The organism is Agromyces aerolatus (assembly GCF_031432255.1).
Classification (GTDB): domain Bacteria; phylum Actinomycetota; class Actinomycetes; order Actinomycetales; family Microbacteriaceae; genus Agromyces.
Window position 1 is genome coordinate 242,819 of sequence record NZ_JAVKGQ010000002.1, and the last position, 20,412, is coordinate 263,230.

General features: G+C 72.8%; 13 protein-coding genes. 12 read left to right on the plus strand and 1 reads right to left on the minus strand.

Annotation, left to right across the window (positions count from 1 at the left end; translation table 11 throughout):
• Positions 1-39 precede the first annotated feature (39 nt).
• The 11 genes from RH864_RS04040 to RH864_RS04090 all read left to right on the plus strand — a co-directional run bounded on the left by RH864_RS04040 (position 40) and on the right by RH864_RS04090 (position 17,518).
• Positions 40-1,428: a serine hydrolase domain-containing protein gene (locus tag RH864_RS04040; protein ID WP_310516229.1), complete on the plus strand. Its 1,389-nt coding sequence runs from the start codon at positions 40-42 to the stop codon at positions 1,426-1,428.
• Between the two features lie 175 nt (positions 1,429-1,603).
• A complete protein-coding gene (locus RH864_RS04045) occupies positions 1,604-3,193 on the plus strand; it encodes an ABC transporter substrate-binding protein (RefSeq protein ID WP_310516230.1) in 1,590 nt (529 codons plus the stop codon).
• A gap of 74 nt (positions 3,194-3,267) precedes the next feature.
• Entirely contained in the window at positions 3,268-4,266 is a 999-nt protein-coding gene (locus RH864_RS04050; protein WP_310516231.1) for an ABC transporter permease, read from the plus strand.
• Positions 4,266-6,185 (plus strand): dipeptide/oligopeptide/nickel ABC transporter permease/ATP-binding protein, encoded by a 1,920-nt coding sequence (locus tag RH864_RS04055; RefSeq protein ID WP_310516232.1) that lies wholly within the window; start codon positions 4,266-4,268, stop codon positions 6,183-6,185. Before RH864_RS04050 ends, RH864_RS04055 begins: the two co-directional genes overlap by 1 nt.
• Positions 6,182-6,982, plus strand: a complete 801-nt coding sequence (locus RH864_RS04060) for an ABC transporter ATP-binding protein (RefSeq protein ID WP_310516233.1) — start codon at positions 6,182-6,184, stop codon at positions 6,980-6,982. Before RH864_RS04055 ends, RH864_RS04060 begins: the two co-directional genes overlap by 4 nt.
• Positions 6,983-7,014: 32 nt before the next feature.
• Positions 7,015-10,377: a serine hydrolase gene (locus tag RH864_RS04065; RefSeq protein ID WP_310516234.1), complete on the plus strand. Its 3,363-nt coding sequence runs from the start codon at positions 7,015-7,017 to the stop codon at positions 10,375-10,377.
• Between the two features lie 29 nt (positions 10,378-10,406).
• Positions 10,407-11,519 (plus strand): M20/M25/M40 family metallo-hydrolase, encoded by a 1,113-nt coding sequence (locus tag RH864_RS04070; RefSeq protein ID WP_310516235.1) that lies wholly within the window; start codon positions 10,407-10,409, stop codon positions 11,517-11,519.
• Entirely contained in the window at positions 11,516-12,328 is an 813-nt protein-coding gene (locus RH864_RS04075; protein WP_310516236.1) for a GNAT family N-acetyltransferase, read from the plus strand. Before RH864_RS04070 ends, RH864_RS04075 begins: the two co-directional genes overlap by 4 nt.
• Complete coding sequence (gene menC / locus RH864_RS04080) at positions 12,325-13,428, plus strand: o-succinylbenzoate synthase (RefSeq protein ID WP_310516237.1); 1,104 nt, start codon at positions 12,325-12,327, stop codon at positions 13,426-13,428. Before RH864_RS04075 ends, menC begins: the two co-directional genes overlap by 4 nt.
• Before the next feature lie 17 nt (positions 13,429-13,445).
• The gene (locus RH864_RS04085) at positions 13,446-15,101 is read left to right on the plus strand and encodes a PucR family transcriptional regulator (RefSeq protein WP_310516238.1); all 1,656 of its coding nucleotides are present in this window, start codon (positions 13,446-13,448) and stop codon (positions 15,099-15,101) included.
• Positions 15,102-15,154: 53 nt separating this feature from the next.
• Positions 15,155-17,518, plus strand: a complete 2,364-nt coding sequence (locus RH864_RS04090) for a helix-turn-helix transcriptional regulator (protein WP_310516239.1) — start codon at positions 15,155-15,157, stop codon at positions 17,516-17,518.
• Here RH864_RS04090 and RH864_RS04095 read toward each other — a convergent pair.
• Positions 17,422-18,618 (minus strand): MFS transporter, encoded by a 1,197-nt coding sequence (locus tag RH864_RS04095; RefSeq protein WP_310516240.1) that lies wholly within the window; start codon positions 18,616-18,618, stop codon positions 17,422-17,424. The genes RH864_RS04090 and RH864_RS04095 overlap by 97 nt on opposite strands.
• Positions 18,619-18,788: 170 nt before the next feature.
• Here RH864_RS04095 and RH864_RS04100 point away from each other — a divergent pair.
• Positions 18,789-20,412 (plus strand): DUF7507 domain-containing protein (locus RH864_RS04100; protein ID WP_449224128.1); only part of this gene is annotated, 1,624 nt, incomplete at its 3' end.

Sequence of the window (20,412 nt, forward strand, 5' to 3'; positions counted from 1 at the left end):
GACAGACTCAGGCTGATCGGGCGTTCGTATCGTGGGGCCATGGCAGGCATCGAACATGCGTCGTCGCTCCTGAGCGAGACCTTCACCGACCGGCTCGCCCAGCACGGAGTGCCGGGCGCCGCGATCGCCGTGCTCGTCGGCGATGAGATCTTCGACCTCGCGGCGGGCGTGCTGTCGACCTCGACGAAGGTCGAGGCCACTACCGACAGCGTCTTCCAGATCGGGTCGATCACGAAGGTGTGGACGGCGACCCTGATCATGCAGCTCGTGGACGAGGGGCTGCTCGACCTGGACGCGCCGGTCCGGACCGTGCTCCCCGAGTTCCGGCTCGCGGACGACGCATCGGCGGGGCGGATCACCCCGCGCCAGCTGCTCAGTCATCAGGCGGGCTTCGAGGGCGACATCTTCACGGACACCGGGAAGGGCGACGACGCCCTCGCGAAGTTCGTCGAATCGATCGCAAACCTCACCCAGCTGTTCGAACCAGGTGAGCTGTTCTCCTACAACAACGTCGGCTACTGCGTGCTCGGCCGCATCGTCGAGGTGCTGCGCGGCACGACCTGGCGTCAGGCGCTCATCGAACGCGTGGCCGTGCCGCTCGGGCTCACGCACGTCGCCCCCAGTGCCGACGAGGCCATCCTGCACCGCGCGGCCGTCGGCCATGTCGGCCCCGGCCCCGACGGCGTGCAGATCCCCGCGCCGATCTGGGCGCTCACGCGTTCGAACGAGCCGGCCGGCTCGATGCTGTCCATGCGGGCCCGGGACCTGGTCGGGTTCGCGAAGCTGCACCTGAACGGCGGCCTCGCCGACGACGGGACCCGGGTGCTCTCCGAGGCATCCGTGCACGCCATGCGGCAGCCCGAGGTGCGCGTACCGCGCCTGAGCCTCATGGGCCCCGCCTGGGGACTCGGCTGGTCGTTCGCGACCGACCAGTCGCCGGTCGTGATCGGGCACGACGGCGGCACGATCGGGCAGTCCGCGTTCCTGCGGGTCTGCCCCGAGCTCGGGGTGGCCGTCGCCCTGCTGACGAACGGCGGCAACGCCGTCGGGCTCTTCGAAGACGTCGTCGGGTCCGTGTTCGCCGAGCTCACCGGCGTCGACCTTCCCCGCCTGCCCTCGCCGCACGCGAATCCGCCCGAGGTCGACCTGGCGCCGCTCGTCGGCAGCTATGCCGACGCCCTCGTCGACCTGACGGTCGAGCAGGACCCCGACGACCGGATCTGGGTCCGGCGTGAGCCGAAGGGCGTGCTCGCGGCCATGGGCGATCAGCCCTCGCGCGACGAGCTCGCGCCGTATGGTCCGGACTCGCTGATCCAGCTCGAGGCGAAGCAGGGCGTGCACACGATCTACACCTTCGTGGGCGACCGCGGCGACGGCCGCCGCAGGTACATCCACTACAGCCGAGCGGTCGGCCGCGTCGACCCCTGAGCCCGACCCGAAGACGAGCAGGCTGCGCATCGCCGGCAACGGCGGCGGCCTGCGATCATCCGCGCGCTCGCGCGCGCAGGCACCACCGCACCACAGCACCACCAGTTCCTCTGGACCACCCGTTTCTCTTGCAGCATCCCCGTCCCGCACCACCCCACACCGAAAGAGGCACCACATGAACTCGACCCCTCGGTTCGCCCTCACCGGGTTGGCCGCCCTCGCCGCTGCAACCACGCTCGCCGCCTGTTCGGGCGGCGGAGCGGCACCCGACGCCACCGGCGAGTATGCCGACGGAGCGGCGTTCACCATGTCGCTCTCGGGCGACCCGGGCAGCCTCGACCCGCAACTCTCCGCGACGGGAACCCTCTTCCAGCTCACGAAGTTCGCGTACGACCCGCTGGTGAGCATCGATCTCGACGGCGAGATCGGCTCGCAGCTCGCCACCGATTGGGTCGTCGACGGCACGACGGCCACGCTCACGATCGCCGACGACATCACCTGTTCGGACGGATCGGCGTTCACCGCGCAGACCGCGGTCGACAACCTGGCCTTCCTGAGCGATCCCGAGAACGCGAGCCCCTATCTCGGCTCCTTCCTCCCGCCAGGGATCACCGCCGAGGCCGATGGCGACACGCTCACGCTCACGCTCGCAGCCCCCGCGCCGTTCCTGATGCACGGGCTCGCGAACGTCCCGATGGTGTGCGAGGCCGGACTCGCCGACCGTTCGTCGCTCGTCACGGCGACGAACGGCACCGGGCCGTACGTGCTGGACGAGGCCGTGGCGAACGATCACTTCGCGTACTCGCTCCGCGAGGACTACGCCTGGGGACCCGGCGGCCTGGCGGGCGACGAGCCGGGGCTCCCCGCGACCGTGACCGCGCGCATCGTGCCGAACGAGACGACCGCGGCCAACCTGCTGTTGTCGGGCGAGATCAACGCGGCCCAGGTCGTCGGGCCCGACGCCGAGCGGCTGGAGGCGGCGAACCTGTTCCAGCGCTCGACGCCCCTCGTGCTCGGCGAGCAGTGGTACAACGAGGCGGAGGGCCGCCCGACGAGCGACCCCGCCGTGCGCATGGCGCTCACCCAGGCGCTCGACCTCGCCGAGCTGCGCAAGGTGGTCACGTCCGGCAAGGACCTCCCGGCGACGTCGCTCACGGCGGTCGAGCCTGCCGCGTGCACGTTCGACTCGGTGACGGACAACCTGCCCCAGTTCGATGTCGCGGCGGCCGAGCAGGCGCTCGACGACGCGGGCTGGGTGGCCGGCGCCGACGGCGTGCGCGCCAAGGACGGTGTTCCGCTCGCGGTGACCTTCGTGCACGACACCGTGCTCGGCACCCCGGGCGCGTCGGCAGCCGAGCTGGCCGTCGAGGCGTGGCAGGAGCTCGGCGTGCAGGTCGACGCCCAAGCACAGGACAGCACCGCGATCGCCGGCGTCATGTTCGGCACCGGCGCGTGGGACATCATGTGGGAGCCGGTCAACGTGAACACCCCGTCGCAGATGGTGGGCTTCCTGTCGGGTCCCGGGGTCCCCGGCGGCACGAACTTCGCCTCGATCCAGAACGCGGACTACGAGGCCGCCGTGGCCGAGGCGATGCAGCTGCCGGGCGCCGAAGGCTGCCAGCTGTGGGCCGAGGCCGAGGCCGCGCTCGTCCGCGACGCCGACGTGGTGCCGTTCGCGAACAACGCGCTGAACTACTTCGGATCGGGAGCCGAGTTCTCGCTGCTCGGCAACATCGCGCCGACGAGCATCCGCATGCTCGGCTGACGCGCGCCCACCCAGGCGGCGGCACCTGGCCGTCGCACCCCCGATCCGCCGAACGACTGAAAGAACCATCCGTCATGACCGCGACCGCAGCCGCCCCACCCGCGCGCACGTCCGCGTCCAGCGATTCCCACCGCTGGTCGAGGTTCGCCCTGCGCCGGGCGGGGCGGCTGCTCGTCTCGCTCTGGGTCTTGGTCACGGCGGCCTTCCTCATGGTCAGGCTGATCCCGGGCGACCCGGTGCGTGCGGCCCTCGGGCCGAACGCCTCGCCCGAGGTCGTCGAGGCCCGCCGCGCCGCGCTCGGCCTCGACCAGCCGTTCCTCACGCAGTACTGGGATTACCTCAGCGGCGTGCTCACGGGCGATCTCGGCGTGTCGATCACGAGTCAGGTCCCCGTCGTCGACACGATCGCGCAGCGGCTCCCGGCGACGCTGTCGCTCGCGGTGCTCGCGTTCGCCGTCGCGATCCTCGTCGCGGTGCCCGTTGGCGTGCTCATGGCCATCGCGACACGGCGCGGCCGCAGGCCGCGCACCGAGCTCGGCTTCACCTCGACGAGCATCTTCGTCGCGTCGATCCCCGACTTCCTGCTCGGCGTCGCGCTCGTCTGGATCTTCGGCGTCACGCTCGGCCTCCTCCCGGTCGCCGGGCGAGGCGGGCCCGAGAGCTACGTGCTCCCGGTCATCGCGCTCGCGCTCGGCCCGGCGGCCATCCTCTCCCGCATCGTCCGCGTCGAGATGCTGCTCGTGCTCGAGTCGGACTTCGTGCGCACCGCGCGCGCGAAGCGGCTGCGGCCCTGGCGGGTCTACCTCGGGCATGCGCTGCCGAACGCCGTGACGGCCTCGCTCACCATCGGCGGCCTCATCCTCACCTCCCTCGTCGCGGGCACCGTGCTCGTCGAGAACGTGTTCGCGTGGCCGGGCCTCGGCAGCACCATCGTCCAGGCGATCCAGATGAAGGACTACGCCGTCGTGCAGGGCATCGTGCTCGTCTACGGGATCGGCGTCCTGCTCGTGAACACCCTGATCGACGCCGTGCTCGCGGTGCTCGACCCGCGCACCACGATTGCGAGCGCCTGATGTCCCGGAACACTGCCCTCCTGCGCACGCCGCTCGGCCTCGTCGGCACGAGCCTGCTCGCGCTCGTCCTGCTGACCGCCGTCATCGCGCCGATCGTCTGGGGCGAGGCGGCCGCCCGGGTGGACACCGGGGCGATCCTCGAGCCGCCCTCGGCGGAGCATCCGATCGGGACCGACAGCCTCGGCCGCGACCTGCTTCTGCGCGTCCTCGTCGCCACCCGGCTCTCGGTGCTGCTCGCGCTCGGCGCGACCGCGGTGACGGTGACGCTCGGGCTCGTCCTCGGCGTCGTGCCCGTGCTGTTCGGCGAGCGAGCCGGGCGCGCCACGAGCTGGGTCATCGGCATCGCGGTCGCGTTCCCCGGCCTGCTGCTCGCGCTGTTCTTCGCGGTCATGTTCGGCAGCGGATGGCTGGGCGCGGTGCTCGCGATCGGCTTCGCGGGCGCACCCGCATTCGCGCGGGTCTGCCACACCCTCATCGCCGGAATCACGAACCGCGACTACATCGCGGCGGCCAGGATCGGCGGCGTGAGCCGGATCCGCGTGCTGTTCCGGCACGTGCTGCCGAACGTGGGCGAGCCGCTCATCGTGAACGCGGCGATCGGCGCGGGCAGCGCCCTCCTCGCGTTCGCGGGCCTCTCCTTCATCGGACTCGGCGTGCAGCCGCCCGAGTACGACTGGGGCCGGCTCATGATGGAGGGTCTCACGGGCATCTACGTCAACCCGCTGGCAGCCCTCGCACCCGGTATCGCCGTCGTCGTCGCGGGGCTGGCGTTCAATCTCACCGGGGAGGCCCTCGCCCGGAGCCTCGGCGTCGCGCCCACGGTCTCCTCCGTCCGCCGGCGCGGGCCGGGGCGCGACGCGGCCACACGCCCGAACACGCTCCCGGGGGTTCCCGCCGACGAGGATCTGATCCTCGACGTGCAGAACCTGCGTGTGGGCTTCCCCGGTGCCACCACACCGCTGCGTCCCGTGCGTGGCGTCGACCTCAGGGTCCGGCGCGGCGAGGCCGTCGGCATCGTGGGGGAGTCGGGCTCGGGCAAGAGCCTCACGGCGCTCGCGGTCGCGCAGCTGCTCGAGGCCCCCGCGACCGTCGAGGCCGATCGGCTCCGCTTCGACGGCGTCGACCTCGACGTGTGCGCCCCGGAGGTCAGGCGGCGCCTGCTCGGCACGTCGCTCGCCATGGTGTTCCAGGACCCGATGTCGTCGTTCAACCCCGCGAAGCGCATGGGCGCCCAGCTCGCCGAGGCTGCGACGGCGCACCAGCGCATCGGCCGCGCCGCGGCGAAGCGCCGCGCGGTGCAGCGGCTGGGCGACGTGCGGATCACCGAGCCGGATCGCCGCGCGCGGCAGTACCCGCACGAGTTCTCCGGCGGCATGCGCCAGCGCGCGATGATCGGCATGGGGCTCATGGCGAGCCCCAAGCTCATCATCGCCGACGAGCCGACGACCGCGATCGATGCGACCGTGCAGCGGCAGGTGCTCGATCTGCTCCAGTCGATCCGGCGGGAGGACGGCGTTGCGCTGCTGCTGATCAGTCACGACATGTCGGTCGTCGCCGATGTCTGCGATCGGGTCGTCGTGATGTACGGTGGGCGCATCGTCGAGGAGCTGCCCGCATCCGACCTTCGCCGTGACGCGCGGCATCCGTATACCCGCGCGCTGCTGGCCGCGGTGCCCGACATGCAGACGCCGCTCGACCTGCCGCTCGCGACCATCCCCGGCCGGCCCGCCGACCCGTCGCGGCCCGACGGCGGCTGCGCCTACGCCCCGAGGTGCCCGCTCGCCGACGAGCGCTGCCGGACCGTCGACCCGCCGTTGGCGCACCTCGGGCCCGGAAGGGCCGCCGCGTGCTGGCACCCCGGCGAGACGGCGCCGGCACGGCCCGCGACGGTCGGCGCGGGGGCGGTGGCGGACGCATGAGCAGCCTCCGGTTCGACGCGGTGCGCGTGCAGTTCGGCACGCGGCGGTCGCCGATCGTCGCGGTCGACGACGTGTCGTTCGACGTCCCCAGCGGGAAGATCGTCGGGCTCGTCGGCGAGTCCGGGTCGGGCAAGTCGACGCTCGCCCGCGCGGCCGTCGGACTCGTCCCGCTCGCGGGCGGCCGCATCCTGGTCGACGAGACGCCGGTCGGCGAGCTCAGCCACCGGCCCATGCAGATGGTCTTCCAGGACCCGTTCTCCTCGCTCGACCCCCGCATGTCGATCGGTGCGAGCATCGCCGAGACCATGCCGCGCGGCCGCTCGCGCGCCGAGCGGGCGGCCGAGGTGGCGCGGCTCATGGAGCTCGTCCACCTCGACCCCGCGCGAGCTACCGGGCTCCCGGCCGGGCTCTCGGGCGGGCAGCGGCAGCGCGTGGCGATCGCGCGAGCGCTCGCGGCCGAGCCCTCGATCGTCATCGCCGACGAGATCACCTCGGCGCTCGACGTCTCGATCCAGGGATCCGTCCTGAACCTCGTTCGCGAGCTGCGAAGCGAGCTGGGCCTCTCGATGCTGTTCATCACGCACAACCTCGCCGTGGTCCGGTACGTCGCCGACGAGATCGTCGTGATGCGGCACGGGCGCGTGCTCGAGCAGGGTCCGACGAGGGAGGTGCTGGAAGCACCGAAGCACGAGTACACCCGTGCGCTGCTCCATGCCGTCCCCGGCCGGATCCCGGCCGAGGATCCGGATCGCGCGACGACCCCCGACCGCACGATGACCCCGACCCCCATCCGATGACGCCGACGATCGACCCCGATGAAGGAGATTCGATGAGCCGCCCTACCGTTCGCATCGACGATCTGCACGAGATCGAGATCCCCGCAGAGCCGTCGCTGCATCCCGACGGCGAGCTCGCTGCATACACCCTGCGACGGGCAGCGCGCGAGCCGGATGCCACGGTGACCTCGATCTGGCTCGCAGACCGCGCGGCGGGCGATCACCGGCCCGTGACCGAAGGTCCCGACGATCACGCGCCCGCGTTCAGTCCCGATGGGGACTGGCTTGCGTTCGTGCGCGCCGGCGAGCTCTGGCGGGTGCCCGTGCGCGGCGGCGCACCGGTGCGGTTGACCTCGCTTCCACTCGGTGCCGGCGCTCCCATCTGGAGCCCCGACTCGTCACGCATCGCGTTCATCGCGCCCGTGGACGGGGCCGCGCCCGACGGCGACGACCCGGCATCCGCCGAGGCGCGGCGGGTGAGCCCCATCGTCGCCGGCGGGATCGACTACCGCGCCGACGGGCACGGCTACCGTCGCGCGGTCCGCGCGCAGCTGCACGTGCTCGACCTCGGCTCGGGTGAGGTCGTGCGGCTCACCGACCGCGCCGCCGATGTGACGTCGGCTGCCTGGCGCCCCGACGCCGGCGAGCTGGCGTTCACGGCGGCGCCCGAGAGCGCCGACGACCTCGACCTGCGTTCAGCCGTGCACGTCGTGGCCCCGCGCCGCGGTGCCGAGCCGCGCGTCGCGGGCTTCGGCGACGGCTTCGCCTCGACGGTGACCTACACCCCCGACGGCTCGGCGCTCATCGTCGTCGGCTGGCGGGGCGACCCGCGGGGGCACGCGCGTCTGTACCGGCTCGCCGCGGCCGGCGAGCCCGTCGACCTCGCGCCCGCGCTCGACCGCAACGTCATGCCCGGCGCCCCCGGATATCCGGGGGCGCAGCCGCGGTTCACGGCCCGAGGCGACCTTGTCTTCGCCGTCCGCGACCGCGGATGCACGCACCTCTACGCGCTCCCGTCCGAGGGCGGCGAGCCGCGGCCGGTGCTCGGTGACGAGGGGCACGTCGTCTCGGGCCTGTCGATCGCCGGGGATGCCGCGGTGGCCGCGCTCGCGACGCCCGACTCGTTCGGCGAGCTGGTCTGGCTGAGCCCGGCCGAGGGCCGCAGCGAACCTGCGACCCGGCACGGCGCACGGGTCGCGGATCGTACGCTGCTGCCGCGGGTTCCCCGCCGGTTCACCATCGGCGACGGCACCGAGGTCGAAGCGTGGATCATCCGCGACCCGGAGCTCGGCGGCCCCGGGCCGCTGCTCCTCGACGTGCACGGCGGTCCGCACAACGCGTGGAACGCGGCCGCCGACGACGCCCACCTCTACCACCAGGAGCTCGCCGCGGCCGGGTGGACCATCCTGCTCGTGAACCCGCGCGGCAGCGACGGCTACGGCGAGGCGTTCTTCGACGCGGTGTTCGACGGGTGGGGCGCGGCGGACGCGGCCGACCTGCTCGAGCCCATCGACACCCTGGTCGCGGAAGGGCTCGTCGACCCCGGCCGGCTCGCCATCACGGGCTACAGCTACGGCGGGTTCATGACCTGTTACCTGACCGGGCTCGACGACCGGTTCGCCGCGGCGGTCGCCGGCGGCGTGGTCGCCGATCTCACGAGCATGGCCGGCACGAGCGACGAGGGCCACGTGCTGGGCGTCACCGAGCTCGGCCTCATGCCCTGGCGGGACGCCGACCGCGCGCGGCTCGCCGAGTTGTCGCCCTACTCGCGCGTCGGGCGCGTGCAGACGCCGACCCTCGTCCTGCACGGCGACGCCGATCAGGTGTGCCCGCTCGGTCAGGCCCAGCAGTGGCACACCGCGTTGCGCGAGCGGGACATCCCGACCGACCTCGTCATCTACCCTGAGGGCTCGCACATCTTCGCGCTCGCCGGTCGTCCGAGCCATCGCACCGACTACGCCAGGCGGGTCGTGGACTGGGTGGAACGATTCGCGCGGAACCCCGAGCAGCCCCGCCCGGCCCGTCTCGACGCCGACCACTGGCAGCGACGGCTGGACGCGCTCGCGGCGAAGCACGGCGTGCCCGGTGCACAGCTCGGCGTGCTCCGCGTCGTCGACGGCGCGGCCGACGACACCATCGTCGCGACCACCGGCACGCTGAACCGCGGCATCGCCACAGGTGCTCCGGTCGCGGCCGACTCGATCTTCCAGATCGGGTCGATCTCGAAGGTGTACACCGCGACCGCGATCATGCGCCTGATCGACCAGCAGCGGCTGACCCTCGACACGCGCGTCGCCGACGTGATCCCCGAGCTCGAGCTCGCCTCGGCCGAACACACCGACGGGCTGACGGTCCGCCACCTGCTCACGCACACCAGCGGCATCGACGGCGACGTCTTCACCGACACCGGGCGCGGCGACGACTGCCTCGAACGCTACGCCACGCTCCTCGGCACCTCGGCCATCACGCATCCGCTCGGCGCGACCTGGTCCTACTGCAACTCGGGATACTCCCTGCTCGGCCTCGTGATCGAGCGCCTCACCGGCACGACCTGGGACCAGGCCATGAAGGACCTGGTCTTCACGCCGCTCGGGCTCACCCACACCGTCACCCTGCCCGAGGAGGCCATCCTGCACGGCGTCGCCGTCGGCCATCTCGACGTCGGCGGTGAGCAGATCGTCGCCCCGCAGTGGATGCTGCCCCGCGCGGTGGGACCGGCCGGACTCATCACCGCACGCGTCGCCGACGTGCTCGCGTTCGCCCGCATGCACCTCACGCGCGGGGTCGGCGCCGACGGCGCACGCATCCTCGACGAGGCATCCGCCGACGCCATGCAGGCGTTCCAGGTCGACCTGCCCGACCGGCTCATCCTCGGCGACTCCTGGGGCCTCGGCTGGATCCGCTTCGACTGGAACGGGGCCAGGCTCTACGGCCACGACGGCAACACGATCGGACAGTCGGCGTTCCTCCGGGTGCACCCCGAGTCCGGCCTCGCGGTCGCGCTGCTCACGAACGGCGGCGACGCCCACGCGCTGTACGAGTCGCTCTACCGGGAGCTGTTCGCTGAGCTTGCCGGCGTCTGCATGCGCGAGCCCCTCACGCCGCCCGAGGCGGTCTCGCAGGCCTCCGACCCCACCCCCTTCCTCGGCACCTACGAGCGCGAGGCGCAGCGCGTCGAGGTGTTCACCGAGGACGGCCGGTTGCGCGTGCGGATCTCCACCCTCGGCGTGCTCGCGGAGCTCACCCCGACGCCCGTCGAGGAGCACGACCTCGTGCCGTTCGCCGACCGGCAGTACGTGGTCACGCCTCAGGGGGCATCGACGTGGATCCCCGTCACGTTCTACGATCTGCCCACGGGCGAGGCCTACGTGCACTTCGGTGCGCGGGCGACGCGCAAGCAGCGGGAGGCCGTGTGAACGCGAACGCGACCGCGATCTCAGGATCGGTGAGCGCCGAAGTGCTCTGCGCGCACATCGGCCGGCTCGTGACCCACGAGTCGCCGTCGTCGGATCTCGCCGCGGTCGCCGCATCCGCGCGGACGCTCGCCGCGCTCGGCACCGAGTTGCTCGGCCGCGCGCCGGAGGTCGTCGAGCTCGAAGGGCGCACCCACCTGCGCTGGCGGTTCGGCGCCAGCACGCGCGTGCTGCTCGTCGGGCACCACGACACCGTGTGGCCGCTGGGCAGCCTCGCGACGCACCCGTTCGCCGTCGTCGACGGCGTGCTGACCGGACCCGGCTCGTTCGACATGAAGGCGGGCGTCGTCATGGCGCTGCACGCCGTGGCCGGACTCGCCGAACGCGACGGCGTGACGCTGCTCGTCACGGGTGACGAAGAGCTCGGCTCGCCGACGTCGCGGACCCTCATCGAGCACGAGGCGACGGGGGCCGACGCCGCGCTCGTGCTCGAGGCATCCGGACCGGGCGGCGCGCTCAAGACCGAACGCAAAGGCGTCTCGCTCTACACCGTCCGCGTCCACGGGCGTGCCGCGCACGCGGGGCTCGAACCCGAGCGCGGCGTGAACGCGACCGTCGCGGCCGCGCACGCGACGCTCGCGATCGCCGCGCTCGCCGATCCCGCCGCCGGGACCACGGTCACGCCGACCGTGCTCCACTCGGGGACCACCGGGAACACCGTCCCGGCCGAGGCGGCGATCACGGTCGACGTACGGCTCAGGACGGCGGCCGAGCAGGACCGGGTCGACCTGGCGATCCGCGCGCTCGAACCGGCCGTGCCCGGTTCGACCATCACCGTGGACGGCGGGCCCAACCGGCCGCCGCTCGAAGCGCAGGCCTCGGCCGCACTCTTCCGGCGCGCGGACCGGCTGTCCGTCACCCTCGGGCTGCCGGCACCCACCGCGGTCGCCGTCGGCGGCGCCAGCGACGGCAACTTCACGGCGGGCATCGGCGTGCCGACGCTCGACGGGCTCGGAGCGGTCGGTGGCGGGGCGCATGCGGACGACGAACACGTCATCGTCGGCGAGCTCGCGCCGCGCACGCGGCTGCTCACGGCGCTCATCGACGACCTGCTGCAGTCGCCAGACCGGAATGAGGACTCATGACCGCGCTCAGCCACGACCGGTCGGGCTCGGCGATCGTCGCCGACGAGCGCCCCGGCGGGGCCGCATCCGATCTCGGGGACGAGGTGACCGTCCGTGAGCTCACCGAGCTGTCCGAACACGTCGCGGTCGTCGACCTGCTCGGCGAGATCTGGGGACGGTCGACCAACCCGCCGGTGACCACCGAGATGCTGCGCGCGCTCACCAAGGCGGGCCACTACGTCAGCGGCGCCTTCGTCGGCTCGCGCCTCGTGGGCGCGACGATCGGATTCGCGAGCGCGCCCGGCCGGCGCATCCTGCACAGCCACATCGCCGGGGTTGCGCCGGACCGCACCGGGCTCGGCATCGGCACCGCGATGAAGCTGCACCAGCGGGCCTGGGCACTCGAGCGCGAGCTCGACGCGATCGAGTGGACGTTCGATCCGCTGGTGTCGCGCAACGCCTACTTCAACATCTGCAAGCTCGGCGCGCTGCCCACCGAATACCTCGTGGACTTCTACGGGGTCATGGACGACGGGATCAACGGCGCCGACCAGACCGACCGTCTGCTCGTCCGATGGGAGCTCGGCGCAAGGGCGGCGCCAGCGGGCGCGGCGCCAGCGGGCGCGGCGCTGCCGGATCGTGCGGCGCTGCGCGCCGTGGCGGTGCCGGATGACATCGAGCGGCTGCGCCGCGACGACCCGGACGGTGCACGCGCCTGGCGCCAGCGCGTGCGCGACGAGCTCGGCGGGCTCATGCGCGCCGACGGCCGCGTCGTCGGGTTCGAGCGCGGCCGCGGCTACCTGGTCCACATCGAGGAAGGCACTCCATGAGACTGTCGGGGTTCGAGCTGCGTCGCGTCGCGATGCCCCTCGTCGCACCGTTCCGCACGTCGTTCGGCACGCAGACCGTGCGCGACATCGTCCTCGTCCGCGCCGTCACCGACGGCGCCGACGGGTGGGGGGAGTGCTCGACCCTGCTCGACCCCGTGTACTCGCCCGAGTACGCGGATGGTGCGGTGGACGTGCTGAAGCGGTACCTCATCCCCACACTCCTCGGCGCCGAGATCCCCGACGCGAACGCGGTGGCGCCCGCCCTGCACGCGTTCAAGGGGCACCGGATGGCGAAGTCCGCGCTCGAGACCGCCGTGCTCGACGCCGAACTGCGCGCCGAGGGGCGGTCGTTCGCGCGTGAGCTCGGCTCGGTTCATGGACGGGTGCCGTGCGGGGTGTCGGTCGGCATCATGGACTCCATCCCCGCGCTGCTCGACGCGGTCGGCGGCTACCTCGACGCGGGGTACGTGCGGATCAAGCTCAAGATCGAGCCCGGGTGGGACCTCGAACCCGTGCGCGCCGTGCGCGAGGCCTTCGGCGACATCCCGCTGCAGGTCGATGCGAACACCGCGTACACCGTGAGCGACGCGCGCCACCTCGCGAAGCTCGACGCGTTCGACCTTCTGCTCATCGAGCAGCCGCTCGAGGACGAGGACCTGCTCGGCCACGCCGAGCTCGCGCGCGTGCTGAGCACCCCGATCTGCCTCGACGAGTCGATCACGTCGGCGCAGTCGGCCGCCGCGGCGATCCGGCTCGGCGCGGTCGAGATCATCAACATCAAGCCCGGCCGCGTCGGCGGCTACCTCGAGGCCAGACGGATCCACGACGTGGCGGCCGCGAACGGGCTCGAGGTGTGGTGCGGCGGCATGCTCGAGTCGGGGCTGGGGCGCGCGGCGAACGTCGCGCTCGCGTCGCTGCCCGGGTTCACCCTCCCCGGCGACGTCTCGGCGTCCGACCGGTTCTACGAGGTCGACCTCACGGCGCCGTTCGTCATGCGCGACGGGCACCTCGAGGTGCCGACGGGGCCGGGCCTCGGGGTCGACCCGCTGCCTGACGTGCTCGACGCGCTCACGACCTCGGTCGAGTGGATCGCGGCCTGACGGATAGGCTTCCGGCCATGAGCGATCGACCCCGGGCGAGCTTGGGTCGCGTGCTCGACGACCTCGGAGCGACGCTGCTCGACCCGGCCGCAGGCGAGGTCGACCTGCTGCGCGGCATCGGCGGCGTCGTCATCTACGACCCCGTCGATGAGCCGGTCTACCCCGAGCACGCGCTCGTGCTCGGGGTCGGCCTGCAGTCCGCCGACGACCTCGAGCGCGTGCTCGACGACCTCGGCGTCGCCCGGGCGTCCGCGCTCGTCCTGCGTGCGCCGGTGAGCCTCGACGAGCGCGTGCTCGCGGCCGTCGACCGGTCGGGGGTCGCGGTGCTCGGGCTCGCGCGTGGCGCGACCTGGACCCAGGTCGCGGCGCTGCTGCGGACGATCCTCGCCGAGGGCGACGTCGGGGCCGAAGAGCACGAGTCGCTCGGCGGGCTGCCCTCCGGAGACCTGTTCGCCGTCGCGAACGCGATCGCCGCGCTCGTCGACGCACCGGTGACGATCGAGGACCGCTCGTCACGCGTGCTCGCGTTCTCAGGCGGCCAGGAGACGGCGGATGCCTCGCGCGCCGAGACGATCGTCGGCCGGCGCGTGCCCGAGCGGTACGCGCGCCGGCTGACCGAGCACGGCGTGTTCCGCGACCTGTACCGCGACGACGGGCCCGTGATCGTCGACCCCGGCATCGTCGGCGATCAGGGGCTCACGACCCCGCGCGTCGCGATCGCGGTCCGCGCGGGCGATGAGGTGCTCGGCTCGATCTGGGCGGCGATGGACGGACCGGTGACGGCCGAGCGCACCGCCGCGCTGCGCGAGGCGTCGAAGCTCGCGGCCCTGCACCTGCTGCGCGTCAGGGCGGGCGCCGACGTGCAGCGCAGACTCACCGCCGATCTCGTGAGCACCGCGCTCGACGGCGGTGCCGGGGCGCGCGATGCGCTGCGTCGGCTGCGCCTCGCCGGCCAGCAGGTGCTCGTGCTCGGCGCGTCGGCGGCGCCCGAGCCGGAACCCGTGAAGGGGCGTCGCGCGAAGAGCCACCAGGAGTCGTTGGCCGACGGCCAGCGGCTCGCCGACGCGTTCGCGGTCCACCTGTCGACGCGGAGCCCCGGGGCGGTGACGGCGCTGGTCGGCGACATCGCGTACGGGCTGTTGCCGGTGACCGGCGATCCGGCGAGGGCGCCGCAGCGCGCGGTGCAGATCGCCGAGGACTTCGTCGAGCGCGTCGGCGGCCGCCTGCACGGCATCGTCGGCGTCGGCACCGTCGGACGTGAGACGGCCGGGATCGCTCGTTCGCGGGCCGCGGTCGACCGTGTGCTCCGGGTGCTCCGCGACGTGCGCGGCGAGCGGCGCGTCGCGACCATCGACGACGTCTACGCCGCAGCGCTCATGTCCGATCTCGCGGGGCTCGTGCTCGCCCGCGGCGACCGGGGCGGCGGCGCCGTCACGCGGCTGCTCACGCACGATCGCGACCAGGGGTCGAGACTCGTGGAGACGCTCGCGGCCTGGCTCGACCACTTCGGCGACGTCGGGGCCGCGGCGAAGTCGCTCTTCGTGCACCCCAACACGTTCCGCTATCGGTTGCGCCGCGCGGCAGCGGTCGGCGAGATCGACCTCGGCGATGCCGACCAGCGCTTCGCGCTCATGCTCGAACTACGCCTGCTCCCGCATCTGCCGAACGGCTGAACCGGCTGAACGGCTCGGACCACGCGTCACCGGCGCCGAATAAGGTGGAACCCATGCCCCCGTTTCGCCCGCAGGTCGCCCTCGTGCGCGCGCGGCTGTTCGGACCGCTCGACGGGCCGGCCCGGGTCGCCGCGGTCGTCGGCGCCCACGGCGCAGGCGTGACCACGGTCCTGCAGCAGTGGCGCGAGACCCGGCCCGAGGCGGTGGAACTCGCGCCGGCGCGCGTGGGGGACCCGGCGGAGCCGCCGACCCACGACCCGGTGCTCGTCATCGACGATGCCGAGCGGCTGACGCCCGAGGGCTGGCAATGGCTCAGGGAGCGGCTCGACGAGGATCCGGGCGTGCGGATCCGGCTCGGCCTCCGGAGCCTGCGGTCGGTGCCGCCCGAGCTCGACGTCGAGGTCGTGGACGGGCTGGCTTTCACGCCCGAAGAGCTCGACGACTACCTGACGCAGAACCGGTCGCGAGTCGACTCCGGCGCCCTGTACCTGACGACCGGCGGGCACGCGCGATCGGTGCGGGCGATCGTGACCAGCGGGGTCACCCGGCGCGATCGCTTCCCCGGGGTTCTCGTCGCCGCGGCCGGCGGGGTCGGGCTTTCCGCGGACGACCCCCGGCTCGCCGTCCCGGCCGCGCTCACACCCGCGACCGTCGCCGCACTCGGCGGAGGCGAGGACTTCATCGAGCGTGCCGAACGCGCCGGGCTGGGCTCCTGGACGTTCGGCGGCGGGCAGCCGGCCTTCGCACTCACGCCGCTCGTGCGGGCCGTCACTGCCGCACGTGTTCAGATCCCGGCGACCGAGCGCCGGGCCATCCGGCAACTGGCGGCGGTCCGGCTCCTCGAGGACGGCGCGTGGCTCCCCGCGATCGTCGAGGGGACCGAGTCGGGCCGCCTCGACGTCGTCGACCTCGCGCTCAAGCGCGGCGGCATGCCGCTGCTGTGGGATGAGGGGCGCGCGATCGTCCGGGTCGTGCGCGGGATCCCGCTCACGCAGCTGCGACGCCGGCCGGTGATCGCCATGGCGCAGGCCCTCGTGCTCAACGCGCGCCGTCAGCACGCGGTCCGAGCGGCCGAGCTCATGGGCGTCGCCCTGCTCGGCATCCAGACCGGTCCGCGGAACTCGCCCGACCGGGCGCTGTTGCGCGTCATCGAGAGCGTCGCGCGCCGCCTCACGGGGTTCGGCGACGGCGGGGTCAAAGCCGCGCGCTCGGCGGCCCGGATGCTCGACGAGATGGCGCCGGCCGACCTCGACGACCTGTCAGGGCTCGTCGGAGACCTGCGCGTCCACGCCGGCATCAGCCTGCTCTACGCCGGTCATCTCGACGAGGCGCAGGCGTTGTTCGAGCGCGCTGCTGCGACGCCCAGCCGGGTGGGCGTCGAGCTCATGGCCCTGGGCGGCGTCGCCATGGTCGCCGCGCTCCAGGGAGACATCCATGCGGCCAGGCACTGGACCGGCCTCGCGGAGGATCGCAGCTGGCCGCCCGACCTGCTCGACGAATACCCGGGCAGCATGCTGCGCATCGCGCAGGCGATCGTCGCGCTCGAGGGCGGCCGGCTCGACGAGACCGAACAGCTGATCGACCGGATCTGGCCGATCATCGACACGATCGAGCACTGGCCGATCCTCGGCCATGTGCGTGCGCTGCTCGACGTGCGTCGCGGAACGCCCGAGCACGGGCTCGAGGCGATCCGGATGCTTCGCCGCCGGCGCGGCTCCCGTCTCGGCGCGGGCACCGCGGCTGCACGCATGCTCGACCTCGCGGAGTCGACGTTGGCGCTCGCCGCGGGCGACCTCGCGACCGCGCGACGGCTGGAGGCCGCCGCATCCGACGACCCCTGGATCTGGCTGGGCGCCGCGAGAGTCGCGGTCTTCGAAGGCGACGACGACCGCGCGTTCCGCCTCCTCGGGGAATCGCGTGCGCAGACCCCGGCCGACCGGCTCGGCCGGCTGAGTCTCGAGGCCGTGCTGCTCAGCCGGCTCGGACGCGAGGATGAGGCGGCCGGGGTCGCACGACGTGCCGACGCGCTCGCCCGGAGCGCGGGCGTGGTCACGCCGCTCGCCCTCGTGCCCGCGAGCGAACGCGACCTGTTCGCGACCGAGCTGCCCGACGCGCCGGCGGGCCTGGACGAGATGGCCGTCGCGCCGCGGCTCACCGAACGCGAGGCGATCCTGCTCCACCACCTGTTCACTGCGACGCGGCTGCAGGACATCGCCGCGCAGTTGCACGTCTCGCTGAACACGTTGAAGACCCAGCGCCGCTCGCTGTACCGCAAGCTGCGCGCCGGTTCACGCGAGGAGGCGCTGGCCAGCGCGATCGCTCACGGCCTCATCGACGACGTCGACGTGTCGACCCGCGCGATGAACGGCACCGAGCACAGCACGAGGACCGACGCGAGACCGAACAGCAGGGGATAGACGCCGCCCGTGACCGTGAGCAGCACACCCGCGATCGCCGGGGCGAGCATCTGCGGCACGATCGTCGCGAGACCGAGCACGCCGAGGTCGCGGCCGTGGTCGGCGCTCGACGGCAGCACGTCGATCATGAGGGCGAGGTCGGCGCTCAGGTAGATGCCGCGGCCGAGCCCGCCGATCGTCGCGAACAGCAGCAGCCCGGCGAGGTTCGGCATCGCGATCGGTGCGAGCAATGCGACCGCGAGCACGACGCTCGAACCGATGATCCAGGGGCGGCGTGCGTCCCCGATGAGCTTCGATCCGGCCACGGCACCGACCGCGATGCACGCGATGTGGGTGCCGATCAGCAGGCTCACGGTCGCGCCGGCGTCGGCCACGGCGGCCCCGGTGAACGCCATGACGACGTAGAGCAGGTAGCCCATCACGAGCTGGTGGCCGAGGACCATCGCGAACCGGGCGGCGAAGACCAGCCGGAGGTCGCGCGATCGCCACGCCACGCGCGCGGGCGTCGAGCGCTGGACCGCGGACGTCGTGGTGCGATCGGGAGCGGTGAGCGTGAAGCCGACCATGACGACGACGAAGACGACCGCGAGCACGGGGTAGACCATTGCCGGGGCGCCCGCGCCCTGGCCGGCCACGCCCGCGCCGATCGCGATGCCGACCGCGGCCGCACCGCCGTACACCGCGGCCGCGCGCGGCCGCGCCCGGCGATCGACGCGGTCGGCGACGACGGCGTCGAGCGGCGCCTCGACCGTGTTCAGGAACGGCTGCAGCACGAGCCATCCGAGCGCGATGGCCCACACCGCCTCAGCCTGGCCGAGCCCGATCATCGCGAGCGCGCTCGCGACGGCCCCGCCCGCGATCCACGGCGAGCGGCGCCCCCACCTCGTGCGCGTCCGATCCGACAGCGCGCCCGCGAGCGGATGGACCGCGAACGTGACGAGCGAGGACGCCGTCATGATCATCGCGAGCGTGAGCTCCTTGCCCTCCGGATCGGCGACCGCGACCTGCGCCGGCACCAGGATCCCCGCGATCGCGCCGTACATGACGTTCAGGGTCAGGCTCGCGACCAACAGCGACCAGAGCAGCCGGGAGCGGGGCATCCGAGCATTCTCGCAGACGCGTCGCCGCGGCGGGGTCAGGGGGTGAGTTCGGGGGTGAATCCGACCCGTTCGGCCGAGTTCGGCCTCACCCACCTCGCCAGTCTCGGGGGAGACAGCCGACGGCTGCCGTGCGCCATCGTGCGCGCGCAAACCCCCAGGAGTCGCTGATTGTGAACGTTTCCCGTCCAGATCTCCCGCGTCGCCGACGCGGCAGAGCATTCGCGAAGGCGGCCCTGGCCGCCGCCGCGACCACGATGCTCGTCGCCGCCGGTGCCACCGCGGCGCACGCGGTCGAATCGACCGTGCCCGTCACCCCCAACCCGCCGCTCGCCGAGCGCTGCGATCTCGACCTGGCGATCAGCATCGACCTGTCGAACTCCGTCACGGCGCCCCAGCTCGAGCAGACCCGTGCCGAGCTCGCCGCGCTCGCCGCGGCGCTCGAGGGGTACCCCGTGAGCATCGCGGTGCACAACTTCGCGTCCAACGCGCCCGCGACCTCGGGCGCCTCGAACGCCCCGCTGCCGCTCACCTCGCTCGCGGACGCCGAAGGCGTCGAGGCGATCGACGCGTACGTGAACGGCCTGCAGCGGCCCGCGTCGCAGCAGGGCGGCACCAACTGGGACCGCGCGTTCGCGGAGATCGCCGCTTCGTCGGAGCGGTACGACGCGCTGCTGTTCCTGACCGACGGCAACCCGACGCAGTACGGCAGCCCCGCCCAGGGTCCGGGCAGCTCGACGAACCAGGCCACGATCGACGCCGCCGTGACCAGCGCCAACGCGGTCAAGGACGAAGACATCCGCGTGGTCCCGATCGGCGTCAACGACAACCTCTCGGGTGACGCGCTGGTGCAGTTCCGCGAGCACATCGAGCAGGTCTCGGGACCGGTCGAGGGCAGCGACTACTACATCGCCGGCTTCAGCGGCCTGCAGGCCACGCTCATCGGGATCATCAACGCGAACTGCGCCGCGATCGACCTCGAGAAGACGGGCGAACTCGCCGACGGCGCGACCGGCGCGGTCGGCGACCGCGTGGACTACACGTTCACCGTGACGAACACCGGCACGGTCACGCTCACCGACGTCACCCTGGCCGACCCGAAGCCCGGACTGTCGGAGATCGAGTTCGGCGTGTGGCCCGGCGCACCGAACGTGCTGACGCCCGGTCAATCCGTCGAGGCGACCGCGAGCTACCTGCTGACCGAGGCGGATGTCTCGGCCGGAGAAGTCGCGAACGTCGCGTCGACCTCGGGCACGCCCCCGGCCGGCGCCGCGGTGACCGACGAGTCGCCCGCGCTCGTGGTGCTGCCCGAGCCCGCCCCCGGCATCGAGCTGGTGAAGACCGGCTCCGTGAACGGCGGCTCGATCGACTACACCTTCACCGTCACGAACACCGGCAACACGGTGCTCACCGGTGTCGAGATCACGGATGAGCTTCCGGGCCTGTCGGAGATCGTGTACGGCACCTGGCCGGGTACCGCCGGTGTGCTTGCGCCGACGCAGTCGGTCACGGCGACCGCGACCTACGCCATCACGCAGGCCGACCGCGATGCGGGTGAGGTCGTGAACACCGCGACCACGACGGGAACGCCGCCGAGCGGCCCGAATGTGACCGACGAGGACGACCACGAGCAGCCGCTGCTCGCCGCTCCCGGCATCTCGCTGGTGAAGACCGGCACGGTCGACGGGTCGGACATCGACTACACCTTCACGGTGACGAACACGGGCAACGTGACGCTCTCGGGTGTCGAGATCACGGATGAGCTTCCGGGCCTGTCGGAGATCGTGTACGGCACCT